The organism is Acinetobacter sp. ANC_7511, assembly GCF_056779975.1.
In genome coordinates, this window is sequence record NZ_JBWYIY010000011.1 from 1 (window position 1) to 17,107 (window position 17,107).

Annotated in this window: 16 protein-coding genes; 6 read left to right on the forward strand and 10 right to left on the reverse strand. The window is 39.4% G+C overall.

Translation table 11 applies throughout. The features are described from left to right. The 3 genes from AC1M9L_RS08740 to rimI all read left to right on the forward strand — a co-directional run. A partial coding sequence (locus AC1M9L_RS08740; protein ID WP_019509660.1) for an EF-Tu C-terminal domain-related protein occupies positions 1–91 on the forward strand: 91 nt, incomplete at its 5' end. Between the two features lie 208 nt (positions 92–299). Further along, entirely contained in the window at positions 300–1,181 is an 882-nt protein-coding gene (locus AC1M9L_RS08745) for a metal-dependent hydrolase (RefSeq protein WP_035267371.1), read from the forward strand. Between the two features lie 104 nt (positions 1,182–1,285). After that, positions 1,286–1,744, forward strand: a complete 459-nt coding sequence (gene rimI / locus AC1M9L_RS08750) for a ribosomal protein S18-alanine N-acetyltransferase (protein ID WP_481591951.1) — start codon at positions 1,286–1,288, stop codon at positions 1,742–1,744. A gap of 14 nt (positions 1,745–1,758) precedes the next feature. On the opposite strand, the gene AC1M9L_RS08755 is transcribed toward rimI, so the two are convergent. From AC1M9L_RS08755 to trxB, 3 genes are all read right to left on the reverse strand, one after another. After that, positions 1,759–2,574: an arginyltransferase gene (locus AC1M9L_RS08755; protein ID WP_481591894.1), complete on the reverse strand. Its 816-nt coding sequence runs from the start codon at positions 2,572–2,574 to the stop codon at positions 1,759–1,761. A 17-nt stretch (positions 2,575–2,591) separates the two neighbouring features. Continuing rightward, positions 2,592–3,323, reverse strand: a complete 732-nt coding sequence (aat, locus tag AC1M9L_RS08760; protein WP_481587889.1) for a leucyl/phenylalanyl-tRNA--protein transferase — start codon at positions 3,321–3,323, stop codon at positions 2,592–2,594. Between the two features lie 115 nt (positions 3,324–3,438). Continuing rightward, positions 3,439–4,386: a thioredoxin-disulfide reductase gene (gene trxB, locus AC1M9L_RS08765; protein ID WP_035267378.1), complete on the reverse strand. Its 948-nt coding sequence runs from the start codon at positions 4,384–4,386 to the stop codon at positions 3,439–3,441. 261 nt (positions 4,387–4,647) lie between these two features. On the opposite strand from trxB, the gene AC1M9L_RS08770 reads away from it, so the two are divergent. Next, entirely contained in the window at positions 4,648–7,800 is a 3,153-nt protein-coding gene (locus AC1M9L_RS08770; protein ID WP_481591895.1) for a DNA translocase FtsK 4TM domain-containing protein, read from the forward strand. Between the two features lie 45 nt (positions 7,801–7,845). Here the strand turns inward: AC1M9L_RS08770 and AC1M9L_RS08775 are convergent, their stop codons facing one another. Then, entirely contained in the window at positions 7,846–8,943 is a 1,098-nt protein-coding gene (locus tag AC1M9L_RS08775) for a helix-turn-helix transcriptional regulator (protein WP_481591896.1), read from the reverse strand. 239 nt (positions 8,944–9,182) lie between these two features. Here AC1M9L_RS08775 and AC1M9L_RS08780 point away from each other — a divergent pair, with 239 nt between their 5' ends. Then, on the forward strand, positions 9,183–11,585 hold the full coding sequence (locus tag AC1M9L_RS08780; protein ID WP_481591897.1) for a YadA-like family protein: 2,403 nt from the start codon (positions 9,183–9,185) through the stop codon (positions 11,583–11,585). Between the two features lie 111 nt (positions 11,586–11,696). Here AC1M9L_RS08780 and AC1M9L_RS08785 read toward each other — a convergent pair whose 3' ends face one another. From AC1M9L_RS08785 to AC1M9L_RS08810, 6 genes are all read right to left on the reverse strand, one after another. After that, positions 11,697–11,984, reverse strand: coding sequence for a PA4642 family protein (locus tag AC1M9L_RS08785; protein ID WP_035267385.1), 288 nt, complete (start codon positions 11,982–11,984; stop codon positions 11,697–11,699). Positions 11,985–12,172: 188 nt separating this feature from the next. Further along, complete coding sequence (gene minE, locus AC1M9L_RS08790; protein WP_035267388.1) at positions 12,173–12,445, reverse strand: cell division topological specificity factor MinE; 273 nt, start codon at positions 12,443–12,445, stop codon at positions 12,173–12,175. 2 nt (positions 12,446–12,447) lie between these two features. Beyond that, positions 12,448–13,260 carry a septum site-determining protein MinD gene (minD, locus tag AC1M9L_RS08795; RefSeq protein ID WP_035267390.1) on the reverse strand — a complete coding sequence of 271 codons (813 nt, stop codon included), beginning with the start codon at positions 13,258–13,260 and terminating at the stop codon, positions 12,448–12,450. Positions 13,261–13,321: 61 nt separating this feature from the next. After that, a complete protein-coding gene (gene minC / locus AC1M9L_RS08800; protein ID WP_481591898.1) occupies positions 13,322–14,035 on the reverse strand; it encodes a septum site-determining protein MinC in 714 nt (237 codons plus the stop codon). 116 nt (positions 14,036–14,151) lie between these two features. After that, positions 14,152–15,189, reverse strand: coding sequence for a preprotein translocase subunit SecA (locus tag AC1M9L_RS08805; RefSeq protein WP_416202018.1), 1,038 nt, complete (start codon positions 15,187–15,189; stop codon positions 14,152–14,154). Between the two features lie 35 nt (positions 15,190–15,224). Further along, positions 15,225–16,154, reverse strand: coding sequence for an acyltransferase (locus AC1M9L_RS08810; protein ID WP_481591899.1), 930 nt, complete (start codon positions 16,152–16,154; stop codon positions 15,225–15,227). A 244-nt stretch (positions 16,155–16,398) separates the two neighbouring features. Here AC1M9L_RS08810 and AC1M9L_RS08815 point away from each other — a divergent pair, with 244 nt between their 5' ends. Beyond that, complete coding sequence (locus AC1M9L_RS08815; RefSeq protein WP_092768184.1) at positions 16,399–17,052, forward strand: YiaD family glycine zipper/OmpA-like lipoprotein; 654 nt, start codon at positions 16,399–16,401, stop codon at positions 17,050–17,052. Positions 17,053–17,107: the final 55 nt, after the last annotated feature.

Genomic DNA, 17,107 nt, shown 5'->3' on the forward strand with positions numbered 1-17,107 from the left:
CCCAATCGCAATGGACCCAGGTCTACGTTTTGCGATCCGTGAAGGTGGTCGTACAGTTGGTGCTGGTGTTGTTGCTAAAGTAACTGCATAAGTATTGATTGTGTGAAAGAAACGCCCCTTTGGGGCGTTTTTTTTATGGAATCTATAAAATTGTTAGACAATAAGAGTTGTAAGCTGTCCTTAACTGATAATGATGTGACCTATAAGGCATTTATCATAAAAATAATAAATCACTAAGATGAAGTAATGAAAAGAATCATAAAACTAGATTTGGATAGATCCCGAATAGGAGTCCAGCAATGAATGCTAAAGTAAATATTACAAATCGTGCCGGTGCATCATTTCCAGTACGTCGTATGCAATTTGATTTTGATCACGTACCAGAATATTGGATGAATGGTTCAGCAGGATTAACTCATTTCATGACAGCGTTATCTGCATTATTTCCTGCAGGTGAAAAATTCTTTATCGATTCAGTCCGTGCAGTTCGCCAACATCCAGCCATTAAAGATAATGAAGATCTCCAAAAAGAGATTTCAGCATTTATTGGTCAGGAAGCAATGCATACACATGAGCATGCTGGCTTTAATGCATCAGCACAAAAATTTGGTCATGATGTTGCTGCACTTGAAAAAGCCACAGATACGGTCATTCAAACTTTTCGTAAGTCAGCTAGCACCGTTATGAAACCATTTGGTATTTCACAAGAAATGATCGATCTGATGGGAACGACTGCGCTAGAACATTTTACAGCAACCATTGCCTCAGAATTATTGCGTAACGAACATATTCAAGCATTAATGACTGATGAAACAATGGCGACGATGTGGGCTTGGCATGCCATTGAAGAAAATGAGCATAAGGCTGTCGCATATGATGTATTTGAAGGTGTGTTCGGTAAAGGAATCAAATCTTATCTTGCTCGAACATCTTCTTTAGTGGCAGCAATGGTTGTGCTATTCATGGTGCAGACTTATTTTGTAGCGCGTTTATTGAAAGACGATAAACAGTTAAATATTGCATCTTTGAAAGATATTTATACCTATGGATATAGTCCATCTAAAGGCATTATTTCTGGTATGGGTAAGGAAATGTTGGCTTATTTTAAACCAGGCTTCCATCCGAATGATTTGGATACCGTGGGTTTATTGGCAACATGGAAAGCAAAACTCGGTTTTTAAGTATTTACTTTTGTGCATTCGGGCAGCGTAAGCTGCCTTTTTTTATTTCATTTATTTTCGAACTTTCTATAATGTACTAACTTAAAAAATGCAATGTAATGATTATGATTCGACCGATGCTGACATCAGATGTTGAGGTGGTATATGAAATTGAAAGTTTGGGGCAGACGCATCCTTGGACAAAAAAACAATTTTCAGAAGCGGTTGATTCATATCAATCCACAGTGATTGAATACCAGAATCGTGTTGTTGGTTTCTGTATTTTACAGCCTGTATTGGATGAAGCAAATTTGCTGTTGATGGCAGTTCATCCGAAAATGCGTGGAAAAGGGTTGGGATATCAATTGCTTGAAGCTTCAATGGCTCAACTCAATAATGATCCCGTACAAATCTTTTTAGAGGTCCGAGAAAGTAATAAGGCTGCGATTGCACTATATGAGAAATCCGGATTTCATCAAATTGATATGCGTAAAAACTATTATCCAACATTAGATGGTGGAAAAGAGCATGCCATCATTATGGTAAAGGCATGCAGTGATAATTTTGCAGATTTATTCAAGTGACAAAATTCAATACCCTACTTTACAATAAAGTTATTCCATTCAGAGGGAAGTGTCGTCATCAGCATATGACCTAATTGATCGATTTCTTCGTTGCTGAGCATTTTATTAACACGTCGCCATTGACCATCCAGTAATAATTCAAAAGGCGCATATTGGGACTTATAGTTCATTTTGAATGAATGGGGTACCCAATATCCTAAATATACAAACTCTTGATTGTGCTGCTTTACATATTCAATTTGCTTAAGGACTGCAAAAACACCTAAAGAACGTTTGGATTCATCTGGATCAAAAAATGTATAGACGGCGGATATTCCATCATCTAATACATCGCAGGTTGAGACACAAATGAGTCGATCATCTTTCCAAAGTTCTATAAAGAAACTATTGCTACAACTGTGAATCAAAAACTTCTCGAATTGATCATAGCTAGGGGGGAACATATCTCCATCTGAATGACGCTCATTGATGTAACGTTCATAGAGTTGATAGTGTAAATCAGTAGCATCTTGAGTTTGGGTTATTCTAACTTCTAAGTCTTGATTACGTTTCCAAGCTTTCTTTTGTTGACTGTTCATTTTAAAAGCATCAACAGGTACACGACATGAAAGGCATTGTCGACACAAATGACATTCAGGTCGATAGACAAAATCTCCGCTTCTTCGAAATCCTACACGAGACAATTCTGATAAAGTTACAACGTCGATTTTATGAGCAGGATCTAAAAAGACCATCCGTGCTGATTTCTCGGGAAGATAACTGCAGTCATGCGGTGGTGTAATGTAATACTGCAATTCATTTAATAGGGACTGGGGTTGATAAGAATTCATATTGTCCCTCCTATTTCTCAATCCATGAGTCGTTGATCAAATGCTATTGTTTTACTTGAAAATACACCGTCTTTATACTTTTGCCAATCAATCTGAGGCTGTTTTATCACATCTTGTAACGAATTAAGGTAGTCTTGGCGAGAAATTGTGCAAGCACCTAAGCTCATGAGATGATCATTCACCAATTGACAGTCAACCCAGGGTGCCTGGTTTTCAAGGCTGATCAACATGAGGGTATAAAAAGCCATTTTTGAAACATCAGTCTCTCGACTAAACATGGATTCACCAAAAATACCCTGACCTATAGAGACACCATACAGCCCGCCGACAATCGAATTTTCTCTGCGTACTTCGACACTATATGCATAGCCTGACTCAAATAATGAACAGTAACCCTGAATGATATCTTCATTAATCCATGTTTCATTGGCATAACTTCGTGGTAATGAGCAAGAACGTATCACATGTTCAAAATCACGGTTAATGGTAATCGTATAATCATGTTTTTTCATGTTACGAATGAGTGATTTACTTGGATGGTATGACGAAGGGTAGATAATGCAGCGAGGTTCTGGACTCCACCAGCAGATCGGCTCACCTTCGGAAAACCAAGGAAATAAACCATGTGTATAAGCTTCAAATAATGTAGAAGGGGAGAGGTCAGCACCTATACAGATTAGTCCTTGCCCTTCGGGATCGGATTCAATTGGATTAGGGAAAATAAATTCAGAAGGAGGGAGCATAGGGATTAAGTTCTAAAAATAATAATGAAAAACCGAAGATAAAAATGTTTAAAATGATTATGCCAAGTTGAAAGAATAAAAAAACCACCCGAAGGTGGTTTTTTGGGTTTTTAAATAAATATTAGTTGTCTAAATATTTCTCAGCGTCTAAAGCAGCCATACAACCTGAACCTGCTGATGTAATTGCTTGGCGGTAGATATTGTCTGCAACATCACCTGCAGCAAATACGCCTTCAACAGAAGTCGCAGTTGCATTACCACGTGTACCACTTTGAACTTGGATATAACCATCACGTAGTTCAAGCTGACCTTCAAACATTGCAGTATTAGGTTTGTGGCCTATAGCGACGAACAATCCAGTCACTTCAACGTTTTGAGTTGTAGTATCAGTTGTAGATTTCAAACGAACACTAGTAACGCCATCTTGAGGGTTACCAAGTACTTCTTCAACTTCATGGTTCCAGATGATGCTGATTTTCCCTTCTTTCTCTTTTGCAAAAAGATGATCTTGAAGGATTTTTTCAGAACGTAATTTATCGCGACGATGTACAAGTGTTACATGTGAAGCAATGTTTGATAAATAAAGCGCTTCTTCAACCGCAGTGTTACCACCACCGACAACCATGACTTTTTGATTTTTATAGAAGAAACCATCACAAGTTGCACATGCACTCACACCTTGACCCATATAAGCAGCTTCGGATTCTAATCCTAAGTATTGAGCCGTAGCGCCTGTTGCAATGATCAAAGCATCACACGTGTATTCTTCCATATCACCTTTTAAAACGAATGGACGTACATTTAAGTCAACTTCGTTAATGTGATCGTAAACCAATTCAGTACCAAAACGTTCTGCGTGAGCTTGCATACGCTCCATTAAAGCAGGACCTGTTAAGCCTTCAGGATCACCTGGCCAGTTATCAACTTCTGTAGTTGTGGTGAGCTGACCACCCAATTGCATACCTGCGATTAAAGTTGGTTTTAAATTTGCTCGTGCAGCATATACAGCTGCGCTATAACCCGCAGGACCAGAACCTAAAATAATCAATCTTGAGTGACGAGCGCTCATGTATAAGCATCCTTTTAATTTGATATATCGACTTGCTGAAAATTATACGTGAAACTTCACCACAGTTGTGTGGAATGAATGTGGATTATATTGATCAACTAAATCGAATTGAGCTATATAGTTAAAAGTGTTAACAAGGAAACCTTAGAAAGCTGCACCTTTTTTTAATGAACAGGTGCATAATAGTAAGTTTTCTATAATGAAGAAATTGTTCCATTTCAACATTAGAACATTAATGAATAATCGTTTACAGGACAGTATATGACTGCGGTGTCGAGTGTATATGCACAGCGCTTAGTTTTAACATTCTTCTTAATATCATTTGGTATTTATCTGTTTTTAGCAACAGTGACTTATACGCCATTTGATCCGGGTTGGATGCATATTTCGAGTGATACTCAACAAGTTTCAAATGCAAGTGGTGTCGCAGGTGCTTGGATTGCAGACCTCTTATTTGGATTTCTGGGCTGGGCAAGTTTACTGATCCCAATTTATTTATTCATTGAAGCGATTCAAGTGTGGTGGCCAAGAAGTTTTTTGAGTCGTCCATTTCGTTTTGCTGCTCAATTTTTCATTCTACTTACCGTCGCGAGTTTGTTTTATTTACTTTGGTCAGTGCCTGCAGATACGCTTGCTAACGCTTCAGGTGGAATCATTGGTTACGAATTGGGTGAGAGTTTAAAACAGGTTTTGACGATTTATGGCGCCGTTTTTTTTCTGATCGTACTCAGCATCGTTCTAATCACACTGGCTTTTGGTATTCAGTGGAACAAGACATGGTCTACTTTGAAGGCGACACCCGCTTATTTGCAAGATTTATTCTATAAAAATGTACCTGAGACTGAATCAGCTTATGATTTGACGACTCAGCCAAAAGCGAAAAAAGAAATTGAACCTTCTGTAAAAGATTCAGCTCCAGTCCCTCATCAAGCTGAGCTCAATGATGTCAGTCATTTAGAAGAAAAAGATCAATTACAAGCGCGTCATGAACGTACTGCTGAAAAACTATTTGAAGATATGCGTTTCCAAGAGTCTCAACAAAATCATCGTTTTGATGAAGATGATGAGGCTGAGCTCGAGCGTACCATCGCGAAAGCGCATGAGTTAGAGCGTGAGAGTCAACGTATTGTTCCAACGGGTGAAGTTTGGAAAGCCTTGCATAGCGATGAAGATCATAAAAGAGAAATTGATGAGCTTTTGCGCGCAGCAGAGGAGGATCAGCTTGATCAACGTACTTCAGAAATTAATGAATTAAGTAAAAACGTTCGAGTAGAGCAGCGCTCAACTGTTCAAGATACTGCTTTGGACTGGAATGATGATCAAATCTTTGATGAATTGCTTGAAGTTGTTCCACAAGGACAGCACGCCAAAGATATTCATACTCCTTTTCATCATCAAACAAATCCTTCAGGTCAATCTGCTGATGATCAAAATACAGCATCCCTAATCCAAAATACCTCAGCTATTGGTGCAAGTGCTGTATACGCAAGTCAATCGAGCGCAGCGGCGGAAGCGATCACTAAAGCAGATCTGTTAGCTTCTGAGCTTGATGGTCTTGCATCACTTGCGGATGAAGCAGAAGCTTTGTCTAATCCAGAGGTCAAGCGTCCAAATTTGGTGACGCCAAATATTAAATTTATGACTTCACCTAAGTCAGATACAGTCGCAGAATATGAATCAGAGCAAGACACTATTGCCCCATCACCACAAAACATTGTTGAGCAAGAGGGATCATCAATTCCTGTTACTAAAGTGAGTGATGAGGAAAAACAACGTATATCTTCAGATAAAGATGCTTTTAGAGAAGCTTGGCAAGAAACGGTAGGTAAGCCTGAAGTTGAAGAGGATGAGTTTGATTTCGATGCGACATTAACAGATGCTGCTGGTCGTCCAATGTCTCGTGCAATGCAAGTTGCGGAGCGCCGTAAAGATTTATCACCACTTCCTGGTTTGGATTTACTTGATGAAGTAGACCCAAACAAAAAAGTAAACTTCACTGCAGAACAATTATCAAGATTATCAGAACTGTTAGAAATTAAATTACAAGAATTTAATGTCAAAGCGAAAGTGATTGAAGCTCAACCGGGTCCAGTCGTGACCAGATTTGAACTGGATCTTGCGCCTGGTGTGAAAGCCTCGAAAGTAACTAATATTTCTCGTGACTTAGCACGATCAATGTCGATGGCATCAGTACGTGTTGTTGAGGTGATCCCTGGAAAACCTTACATTGGCATTGAAGTTCCGAATAGTACACGTGAGATGGTGCGCCTGATTGAATTGGTACAAATTCCAAAATTTAAGGATCCAGATGGAATCTTATCCATGGCCATGGGTAAAGACATTTCTGGTAACCCAGTCATTACTGAGTTGGGCAAGGCACCACATATGTTGGTTGCGGGTACCACAGGTTCAGGTAAATCTGTTGCTGTAAACTCGATGATTCTATCGATGCTTTTAAAATATACGCCAGATCAATTGCGCCTTATTTTGATTGATCCTAAACAACTTGAATTGGCGAACTATAACGATATTCCGCATTTACTCACGCCTGTTGTGACTGACATGAAAGATGCAGTCAGTGCTTTAAATTGGTGTGTGAATGAGATGGAGCGTCGTTATAAGCTGATGTCGTTCTTAAAAATACGTAAATTGAGTGACTATAACCGTAAAGTTGAAGAAGCAATTGCCAATGGTGAAGATCTATTTGATCCAACTTGGAAAGCCAGTGAGTCAGTTGCTGGAGAACGTGCACCTAGACTTACACCATTGCCTTCGATTGTGATTGTTGCAGATGAATTCGCAGATATGATCATGCAGGTGGGTAAGAAAGCGGAAGAAATGATCACTCGTTTAGCTCAAAAATCACGTGCTGCTGGCATTCATTTATTACTTGCGACACAGCGTCCATCCGTCGATGTAATCACGGGCTTAATTAAGGCGAATATACCGACGCGTGTTGCGCTACGTGTAAACTCTAAAATTGACTCGCGTACGATTTTGGATGCGGGTGGTGCAGAAGATTTGCTTGGACATGGTGATATGCTGTTCTTAGGACCAGGTAAAATTGAGCCTGAGCGTGTGCATGGTGCATTTATTGCCGATGACGAAGTGAACCGTATTTGTGATGCATGGCGTGAGCGTGGTGCACCAAACTATGTGGATGAAATTCTCACCCCATTTGATGAAGAGCCAGCATCACGTGGCTTTGAGGATGGTGATGGTGCTTCTGACCGTGACGCACTTTATGATCAATGTGTTGCTTTTGTTTTAGAAACCCGCAAAGCATCCACTTCATCTTTACAGCGTAAGTTTAGTCTGGGTTATAATCGTGCCGCACGTATTATTGACCAAATGGAAGAAAACGGTATCGTGAGTGCAATGGGCGCAAATGGTAAACGTGAAATTTTAGTTTAACGAAGACTGACTCAGAAAAAGCAACCATAGGTTGCTTTTTTTTATTTAACTCAAAAAAGTGTTGTTTTTGGGGGTAGTCCATTGGCTGGCAAATGTGATCAGTTCACTCACAGAGTGAACATTCAAGCTTTGATAAACTGACTTGACACAATCTTTAAATACCGCAGGGCTAATGGATAATTTTTGTAAAATTTCACTTTTATTCATGCCTGTAATTAACGAAAAAGCCACTTGGCATTCTCGGGGGGATAGATCAAGTGCTTCTAGTTTTTTTAAAATAATGAGGGAGCGTGGTAATGAGCGCTTTAAGTATAAGGCGATATTTGTATCGGTTGTATTTTGACTACTTAACCATTCAGCACGAAGGGTTAATATTCCATTAGGAATGGTCAAACTAAGCTTGGGGATTTGTTGCCCATATTTAAGCTCATTGATGACTTGATAGCATGATTTTGGCAACGCTTTATATGGTTCCCAAAATTCATAATGTATCGGGAAGAGATTCAGTAAATCCTTTGCAGCATCAGTCATCATGACTAAATCATTTTGAGAATTCACGATTAACAACGCTTGATCTGATTCAATTACATCGTCGCCATCCTCCATTTGATTGTTAAGCGCATATTCGATATAGACACCAGCTTGTTCTAATAAACGATGATCTTGTAATTGGAAGGGGTGTGACATACGCCTATAGAGGGTAATACCTCCTGCAGGAATATGATTGCGTTCTAATCTTAAATCTAGTGTATGGTGAAGACCGCTTTGGCGCACAATCATCTGGTAGGTTAAGCTATGAAAATACGGATCATCTGGGCGTAAAAGATTTCCGACTTTGGGTAACATAGGGCAGTTGAGCCAGCGGATATGGCTTTCGGTTTTTAAGTTTAAGAATAATTCAGTATTTTCTTGCACATACCTCATCGACCGAGGGTTAAGATTTTTGTAATACAGTATATAAGGTTCACCATTTGGATAGGTCAGTGCCATACCGTAGGCATCATGTGGAATCAAAAAATTCAAATAGTCAAAAATACTGGGCGCAATGGTAAGGAGCGGAAGTTGAGTACAGCAAAGATTTCTCAGGCGATGGAGGGTGCCGAGCCTTGTTCGATCACTTTTACGAAAACTTATTGAATTCATCTTCGATTGAACTGTTTTGATTATAACAAATTCAAATTATAGATTTTTTTAAAAAAATTGAGATAAAAAAGTAAATATTAATCATTTTTTCACAAAAATATTTTTTTCATCCCCCCTTAAAGGGGGGCTTCTAGATTATCAGCTTTATGGTTTGATTTTCCTCATTATAAAAGGTCTTTCTTGCAAACTATGGAAAACCTGCAAGTGACATGACCATGTCAAAAACTAAGGGGAATTACATGAACCATATATACCGAGTTATCCGTAATCGTAATGGAAAATTAGTCGTAACAGGGGAACTTGGACGTACACGTTTTACACAATCTTTAAAAAATATTGGAATGACGACAGGTTATCTGATTTTAATTGGGGCATTAACCGCAATGACGAGTCAGGTGCAAGCTGATGAATGTGAGGGTTCAACAGGCACAGCGACGAATTCAGACACTACATCTTTCATCTGTGGTGAAAATAACTCAGTGGTTGCACCGAACAGTGTGGTTATGGGACAAAGCAATAACGTCAATATTGGGATGAATCATACTGTTTTTGGTTTGAATAATACGGTGACACCAAACGCTGTAACGACAACGCAAAATAATGTGGTCATTGGAAATCAAAACACAACGCATCATACAAGTAATATTGCCATTGGTAATAATCAAGTGGTTAAGGGGGAAGGGAGTATTGCGATCGGTAGTTCAAATACTGCTGAAGGGGGTATCTCTATAGGTATTTCAAATTTAAACTCGTCTGTAAAATCTGTTGTTGTTGGTATGAATAATATTCACGACGTCAACACTAATGGCTCGATGATTTTTGGTGGATTTAATGAGGTTGGTGCGACGAGTTCTCATATATTTGCCTCCAACAGTAATGTGCAAGGTCACACTAATGTGGCTGTCGGTGGTTCTATTATTATTCGACCAGGACCAAATTATACATCCGTAAGAGAGTCAGTCGCGATTGGTGAGCTGAGTCAGGTTTATGCGAGCAACTCTGTTGCTTTAGGTAGTGCATCGGTTGCAGATCGAGAGAATGTTATTTCAGTCGGTAGTGATCAATTAAAACGCCGAATCATGAACTTAGCATGGGGATTAGATACTCATGATGCTATTAATGTTGATCAATTGACAGCCAGTTTACAAAGAATTCTGGGTACTGGGGTGACTATGTTTCAGGGGAGTGTGATGCCCCTTTCATTTGAAATGCAAGGCTCTACATACCAAAACCTAAATCAAACAATTAGAGGGATTGATATTGAATTTACAGCGTTAAAAGACCGAGTGTCTGCACTCGAAAATAATGGTGTTGGTGGTGAAACAGGTACAGGTACCACTGGACCAGCTGGACCAAGTGCGTACGAGGTTGCTGTGAGTAATGGATTTGAGGGCTCTGAAACAGATTGGCTTACATCATTAAAAGGTGAAAAAGGCGATAAGGGAGATAAAGGTGATCAAGGTCCACAAGGGTTGAAAGGTGACAAAGGGGATCAAGGTATACCAGGTGCAAGCGGTGGACCTGGTGGCGGTGTAGGACCACAAGGTGATAGTGCTTACCAAGTGGCGGTGAATAATGGATTTGTAGGAACAGAGCAAGATTGGCTGACGTCACTCAAAGGAGATAAAGGTAACCAAGGTCCTCAAGGATTGAAAGGTGATAAGGGAGATCAAGGTGATCAAGGACTTCAAGGCTTAAAAGGCGACAAGGGCGATAAAGGTGATCAAGGACTTCAAGGCTTAAAAGGTGACAAAGGTGACAAAGGTGATCAAGGTTTTAGTGCTTTTGAGATTGCTGTACAAAATGGCTTTAATGGCACCGAACAACAGTGGCTAACGTCTTTGGCTAGTGGTGGAACTGTCGCAATATCTGTTGGAACAAATCCTAGTGAAAATGCAATATTACCAAATGCAACAGGTGAAGATGCTCTTGCAATCGGAAGTTCATCAGTAGCATCGGGTCGTGAGAGTATTGTAATTGGGGCTGAATCACAAGTCGCTGGTGAACATGCAACAGCTTTAGGAAATCACAATACGGTTACGGGTGAAAATACGCATTCAGTTGGTAATTTCAACAATATTTCAGGAAATAGTACTGTAGCTCTTGGGAATAATATAACGTCTGACGCAAATAATGCTGTTCTTTTAGGAAATGCTTCGTCTACCGATCGGGACAATACGGTTTCAGTGGGTTCCTCTACGCAACAGCGCCAAATTGTTAATGTGGCAGCAGGTACAGCGGATACCGACGCAGTCAATGTAAAACAAATGCGTCAAGCAGATCAGCAAGTTTTGAGCGATGCACAGGAATATACGAATATACGAACCAATGAAATATTGAATCAGGCCAATGAGTATACTAGTCGACGTGTAAATGCTTTAGAACAGAGTTTTGCCGATGAACGACGTGACACTCGAGCAGCTATTGCAGCGTCTTTGGCTGTCGCTTCATTACCCCAGCCAACTTATGCTGGTGCAAGTATGTTCAGTGCAGCTGCTGGTACATGGGATGGTGAGCAAGGTATTGCCATTGGATTTAGTGGGGTTTCTGAAACGAATCGCTTTGTCTATAAAGCATCTGGAACCGCAAGTTCACAAGGTGATGTTGGTGGTGCTATTGCATTGGGTTGGCAATGGAAATAATCTAAGTTTCACCCAAACGTATAAGTAACCTTAATACGAAACTATTTTTTAACAGGTATAAGATAGATTTAAATCAAAAAAGCCTGCTCAAGCAGGCTTTTTTATCTGTTTTTAGGCAAATTTTGCTAAAACAGCAAGGAATTCTGCACTTTGGCGTGGGAATTCTGCGATCACATCATGAATACGTTTGCCTTCAGGATTTTGAGCGTTAAGATCTCGACCATCTGCTATAAATTTAGTGAGTAAACGCTCATAGTCATTAGCACGCATATGTTTAAAAGCATGATAGAGAACATGAAAATCAGCGTTTACACCTTCAGGAGGTAACTGATTTAAATAGGCAAAAACACGCTCGTCTGACCATTCTTCATTGAACGTGGCTGGCTGTGATAATGCCATCACAATCTCCTTGGTATTTTTAATCAATAAAAAAGGGCAAAATATGAGACTAGATGAGCGAAGCACTGCTTTGTCTAGTCGCAAGACTTGAAGCTCTGCTTCAAGTGGGCGGAATATAGCTAATAGCCTATTTCTGCCACTCTCATATTTTGCCCTGATTCAATTTGCTTGACTAATCAAAAATCAGATTAACGTTCTTCAGGCAAATTGATATTCATTTCTAGCATTTCGATATTTGCTTCTGAGCGAACCGACATTTGTATATGCTGTTCATCTACACCACGCACATAACGATTCACAACTTGCATGATTTCTTTTTTCATTAAATCAATTTTATCTTGGCTTAAACGCTTACCTAGACCATTTTCAGATGCCACGATAACTTTTAAGCGATCTTTAGCTGTTTGTGCACTTGATGGTTTGTCATCACTACTAAAAAGTTTACTCCAGAATCCTGCCATCTTTATGCTCCAAATAAACGTGCTAACCAGCCTTTCGGCTTCACAGAGATGTGACGATATGGACGTTCTTCACCAAGGAAGCGTGCAACAAGATCGTCATAAGCTTGTCCAGCTGCTTCTTCAGTATAAAGAATAACAGGCTTACCTTCATTCGAAGCTTGTAACACGCTTTTACATTCAGGAATTACACCGAGCGTTGGCACGCGAAGGATATCTTTAGAAATATCATCGACTGTTAACATTTCTTGCTTATCAGCACGTTCAGGGTTGAAGCGTGTGATACAAAGATGCTTACGAATACGACCTTCGTTATTTTCTACTTTCTTCGTTTTACTGTCCAACATACCAATAATACGGTCGGAATCTCGGACAGATGAAATTTCAGGGTTCGTTACAATGATTGCTTCATCAGCATGGTACATTGCTAAAATCGCACCACGTTCAATACCTGCAGGAGAGTCACAAATGATGTAGTCGAACTCTTGAGAAAGTTCGTCCATAACACGTGCAACACCTTCATCGGTTAACGCATCTTTATCACGGGTTTGTGATGCAGGTAAAATATATAGATTTTCGATTTCTTTATCGCGAATAAGTGCTTGTTGTAATCTCGCTTCGTTATTTAATACATTCACAAAATCATAAACAACACGACGCTCACAACCCATGATAAGGTCGAGGTTACGTAAACCTACGTCAAAATCGATTACAACAGTTTTGTGGCCACGAAGGGCTAAACCTGTTGCAAAAGATGCACTGGTAGTTGTTTTACCTACGCCACCTTTACCTGATGTTACGACAACAATTTTCGCCACCGAATCCACTCCTGTTATGTTTATCCCCAATACTATAGGGGTTCTCATGTTTAGTTATACATTAAAATTCGAGTGCTTCAAAGACAAGCTCTTGAGCATCATTTAAATAGATATGTACTGACTTTTTTAGCATATGTGGTGGAATATCATCTGCAACACAATATGTTCCTGCGATAGATACTAATTCAGCTTCTAAAACATGACAGAAAATTCGTGCTGCTGTATTGCCACCGGCGCCGGCGATGACTCTACCACGAGCAGAGCCATAAATATGTATATTTCCTGAAGCGATGATTTCAGAGCCACTATTAATTCCAGCAGTTAAAATAATATCGCCGTGATCTTGTACCAGACATTGTCCTGTTCTAAGCACTTCATTGTGATACGAAGTTTTATGTGTGGTTGCAGGAGCTATGTGTGTTGGAGCCTTCTCAGCTTCAGGGGTATTTGCTGGAGCTTCTACCACTTGTTCTTTTGTTGCTTTGATGCGCTGCAAAGGACGATCAGCCGCAAGAACTGGGAATTGGATCGTACGTGCTTCATCACCCATTAAACCATCAACGACAGCCATTGGCTGTAACCCTAAACTGATGACCAATTGAATGAGTCCAATGAGTTCTTGTTCAACGGTTGTGTCTAGAATGACAAGCGCACCTTCATAAGAGGTTTCACTCATCATGGCACTTAATTGTTGGCGGATAACATTATGATCATTGGTGTCAAAGGTAATTCGGGTAAAATTCACCATTCTACCGGTAATCCGAATATCTGCCATATTCATTCCTTGCTTGCTTCGCGCTTTATAATCGAAGTAAAAATTGTTAATTGTGCAAATGCTAGTTCAATTCTCAAGAATTCTCTAGCGGATATATTAAATTAATAGAGAAATGATCATTCCTTGACTTGATTGTTTTTTGATAACTCTATTTGCCATTGTTTTACTGCCACCTGTTTTCTTAAAGACTCAAGACTTTCATAAACGACAGATTCAACGAGTTGTTCTAATGCATGATTATCAATATTGAGCTGGCTAATTTTTTCAGCAATGAGTTGATAATGCGCATTCGGTTTATCAATGGTTCCAGAAATAAAAGGTTCAACTAAACCGTCGGTAATATTTTCACCTAATCGTTGCCCAATGTTGTGGATTTGCTGTTCTATACGACCACCCACCAATGGAATCAGCTTTAAGAGCTGTGTTAGCTCTGGTGTGTCTTCAATTGCTTTAATGACAATGTGACCAACGCCTTGCGAGATATTATCTTTTTGAAGTTTTAATTCGGTTGCTAAAGATTCTTGTAAGACTTGCGCTAATGTCGTGGCAAACATGTCTCGATGGTGATTCACCAGATCATGAATGATTTTTTTATGGGTTGAGCTAGTGTCTAACTCTTTTTTTACACTATCAATGACAGTAATCACCACACGATCAGAGAGCTCTTCCATGATCACGTTATAGTAAAAATTAAGACGTCTGAACCATTTATTAGGTATGACTTTATAGCCTAGCTCATGCAGTCTATAGGCAATCACTCCGACGCGAATTAAACGTAAAAAGCGAAGGTAAGGGATAATAGCTAATATTTCATACCAATGAATGAAGGGAAAGAAAAACCAACGCTGATGATGTTTATTGACGATTGCAATCAGCCATCTTACAGCGAGTTCAACAATTAAAAATGTGATAAACCAACTTTCAGTAATGATGACCCATGGGTGAAGCTCGGATTTATAAAACTCCAGAATTTGAGGTAATTGAACCGTGTCAAATACCCATGAGCCAAAATTACTCATTAAAAATGCATTGGCACATAGACAAAACAAATTGACTAAAATAATGAGCATCATAAAGATGTCATAAATCAGGAACATCTTCCAAAATAACGTATCGTGACGCTGTGGACGGAAAGTTTTTCGAGAATTAGTCATGCGTTCTGTCATATGCAATACATTCTGAGGACAGCTTAATTTACAGATTCAGTTTGAAGCTGTTGTTTTAACTGTGTAATTAACTGATCTTTTTCTGTCCAAAGCTCATCAACCCATTTTTGGAAACGAGCGCGATAGTCGGCATCATCCTCATAATTGCCGCCATGCACCCAAGCAGGAATTTCAATTTTTCTTAAATTCACGGCGATTTGAGAAACTTCTCCTAACCAAAAATCTCCATAACCTGGCACACCATCTGGATAGACAATGGTCATATCGACTAGCGCATCAATTTCACTTCCTAGAATGTTTAGGGCAAGTGCTAAACCACCTGCTTTGGGCCTAAGTAAATTTTTATACGGAGATTTTTGTTGGGCGTGTTTTTCAGGGGTATAGCGTGTACCTTCTAAATAATTTAATAAGGTAAAAGGTTGGCTGAGCAGTTGTTCACACGATTTACGCGCTTCTTCCATATCACGATATTTCAGCGCAGGATTTTTTTCGATTTGCGCTTTGGTATGACGTTTCATCATAGGAAAACCAAGGATCTTGAATGCTTGCCCAACAAAAGGAATAAAAATGAGTTCCCATTTCGTAAAAAAACGTGTGAGCGGCATACGTTTAAGACCAAAATATTGAGTAACAGTTGTATCCACCCAGCTTTGGTGATTACAGGTCATGATGTAACGACCTTGTAGATTGAGATCTAGATCTTCATCAATCGTGATGTGCCATTTAAGTTCAGGGAGAACTTTTTCAATGAGCCAGTTATTCGTACCAATCCAACCATTGGCGATATTGATATTGGTTTCATCGATTTTTGATGATTTTTTTACGAGTTTAGTCAAACCTAATGCAAGAATAGGTGGGCCACGAAAAAATGTACTTCCTGTGATCACAGAACCTACGGTTAAACCCTTAGAAATTTTTTTTAAAATAGGTTGTTTCTGCTTCTCTGCTGCCATTGCACAGTCCTAAAAAGTGATTGCATGTGATTGAAATTTTTAAAACACTATAAATCGAGTCGCTCAAATCACAAAGCCCGTTTTCTTAACTATGTATAAAATATGATGAAGCATTAACGAAAGATGCTACAAAAGATTACATATTGTTAATAAACTGTTTATTATTAACAAAATAGTAATGGTTAAATTGTTTCTAACAAATCATTATTCATCACATACAAAAACATATAAAAGGAGTCATCCCATGCGTGCATTAGCTATTTCAGCTGCAGTGGTTGGGGCAATGGTACTTTCTGGTTGTCAAACAACAGGTAACAATATTGGTGGCGTCGAGTATGACAAAACTGCATTGGGTGCTTTAATTGGTGCAGCAGCTGGTTACGGTGTTTCTAAAGGTAATGCGAACACTAGCCGTCAAAATAACCGTGCAGCAGCGATTGGTGCTGTATTAGGTGGTGCTGCAGGCGTATATCTCGACAATAAAGAGAAAAAATTACGCCAAGCAACTGCTGGTACAGGTATTGATGTAAACCGTAATCCAGATGGCTCTATTAACTTAGTAATGCCAGGTGCTATCACGTTTGATACAAATAAATCAAATATCAAGCCAAACTTCTATGACACTTTAAACCGTGTTGCACAAGTTTTAACTGAAGACAACAAGAGCGGTATCCTTGTAACTGGTTATACTGATAGTTCAGGTAATGATGCGATTAACATCCCATTGTCACAAGCACGTGCTCAATCTGTCGCTAGCTATTTAGCATCTAAGGGTGTTTCTACAGCACGTATTAATGCTCAAGGTTTAGGTTCTTCAAACCCAATTGCTGATAACACAACTGCAGCAGGTAAAGAACAAAACCGTCGTGTAGAGATTGCTGTTTACGCAGTTCAATAATACATGATCTGAAAAAAGCCACCTTCGGGTGGTTTTTTTATGTCTGAAATTTATT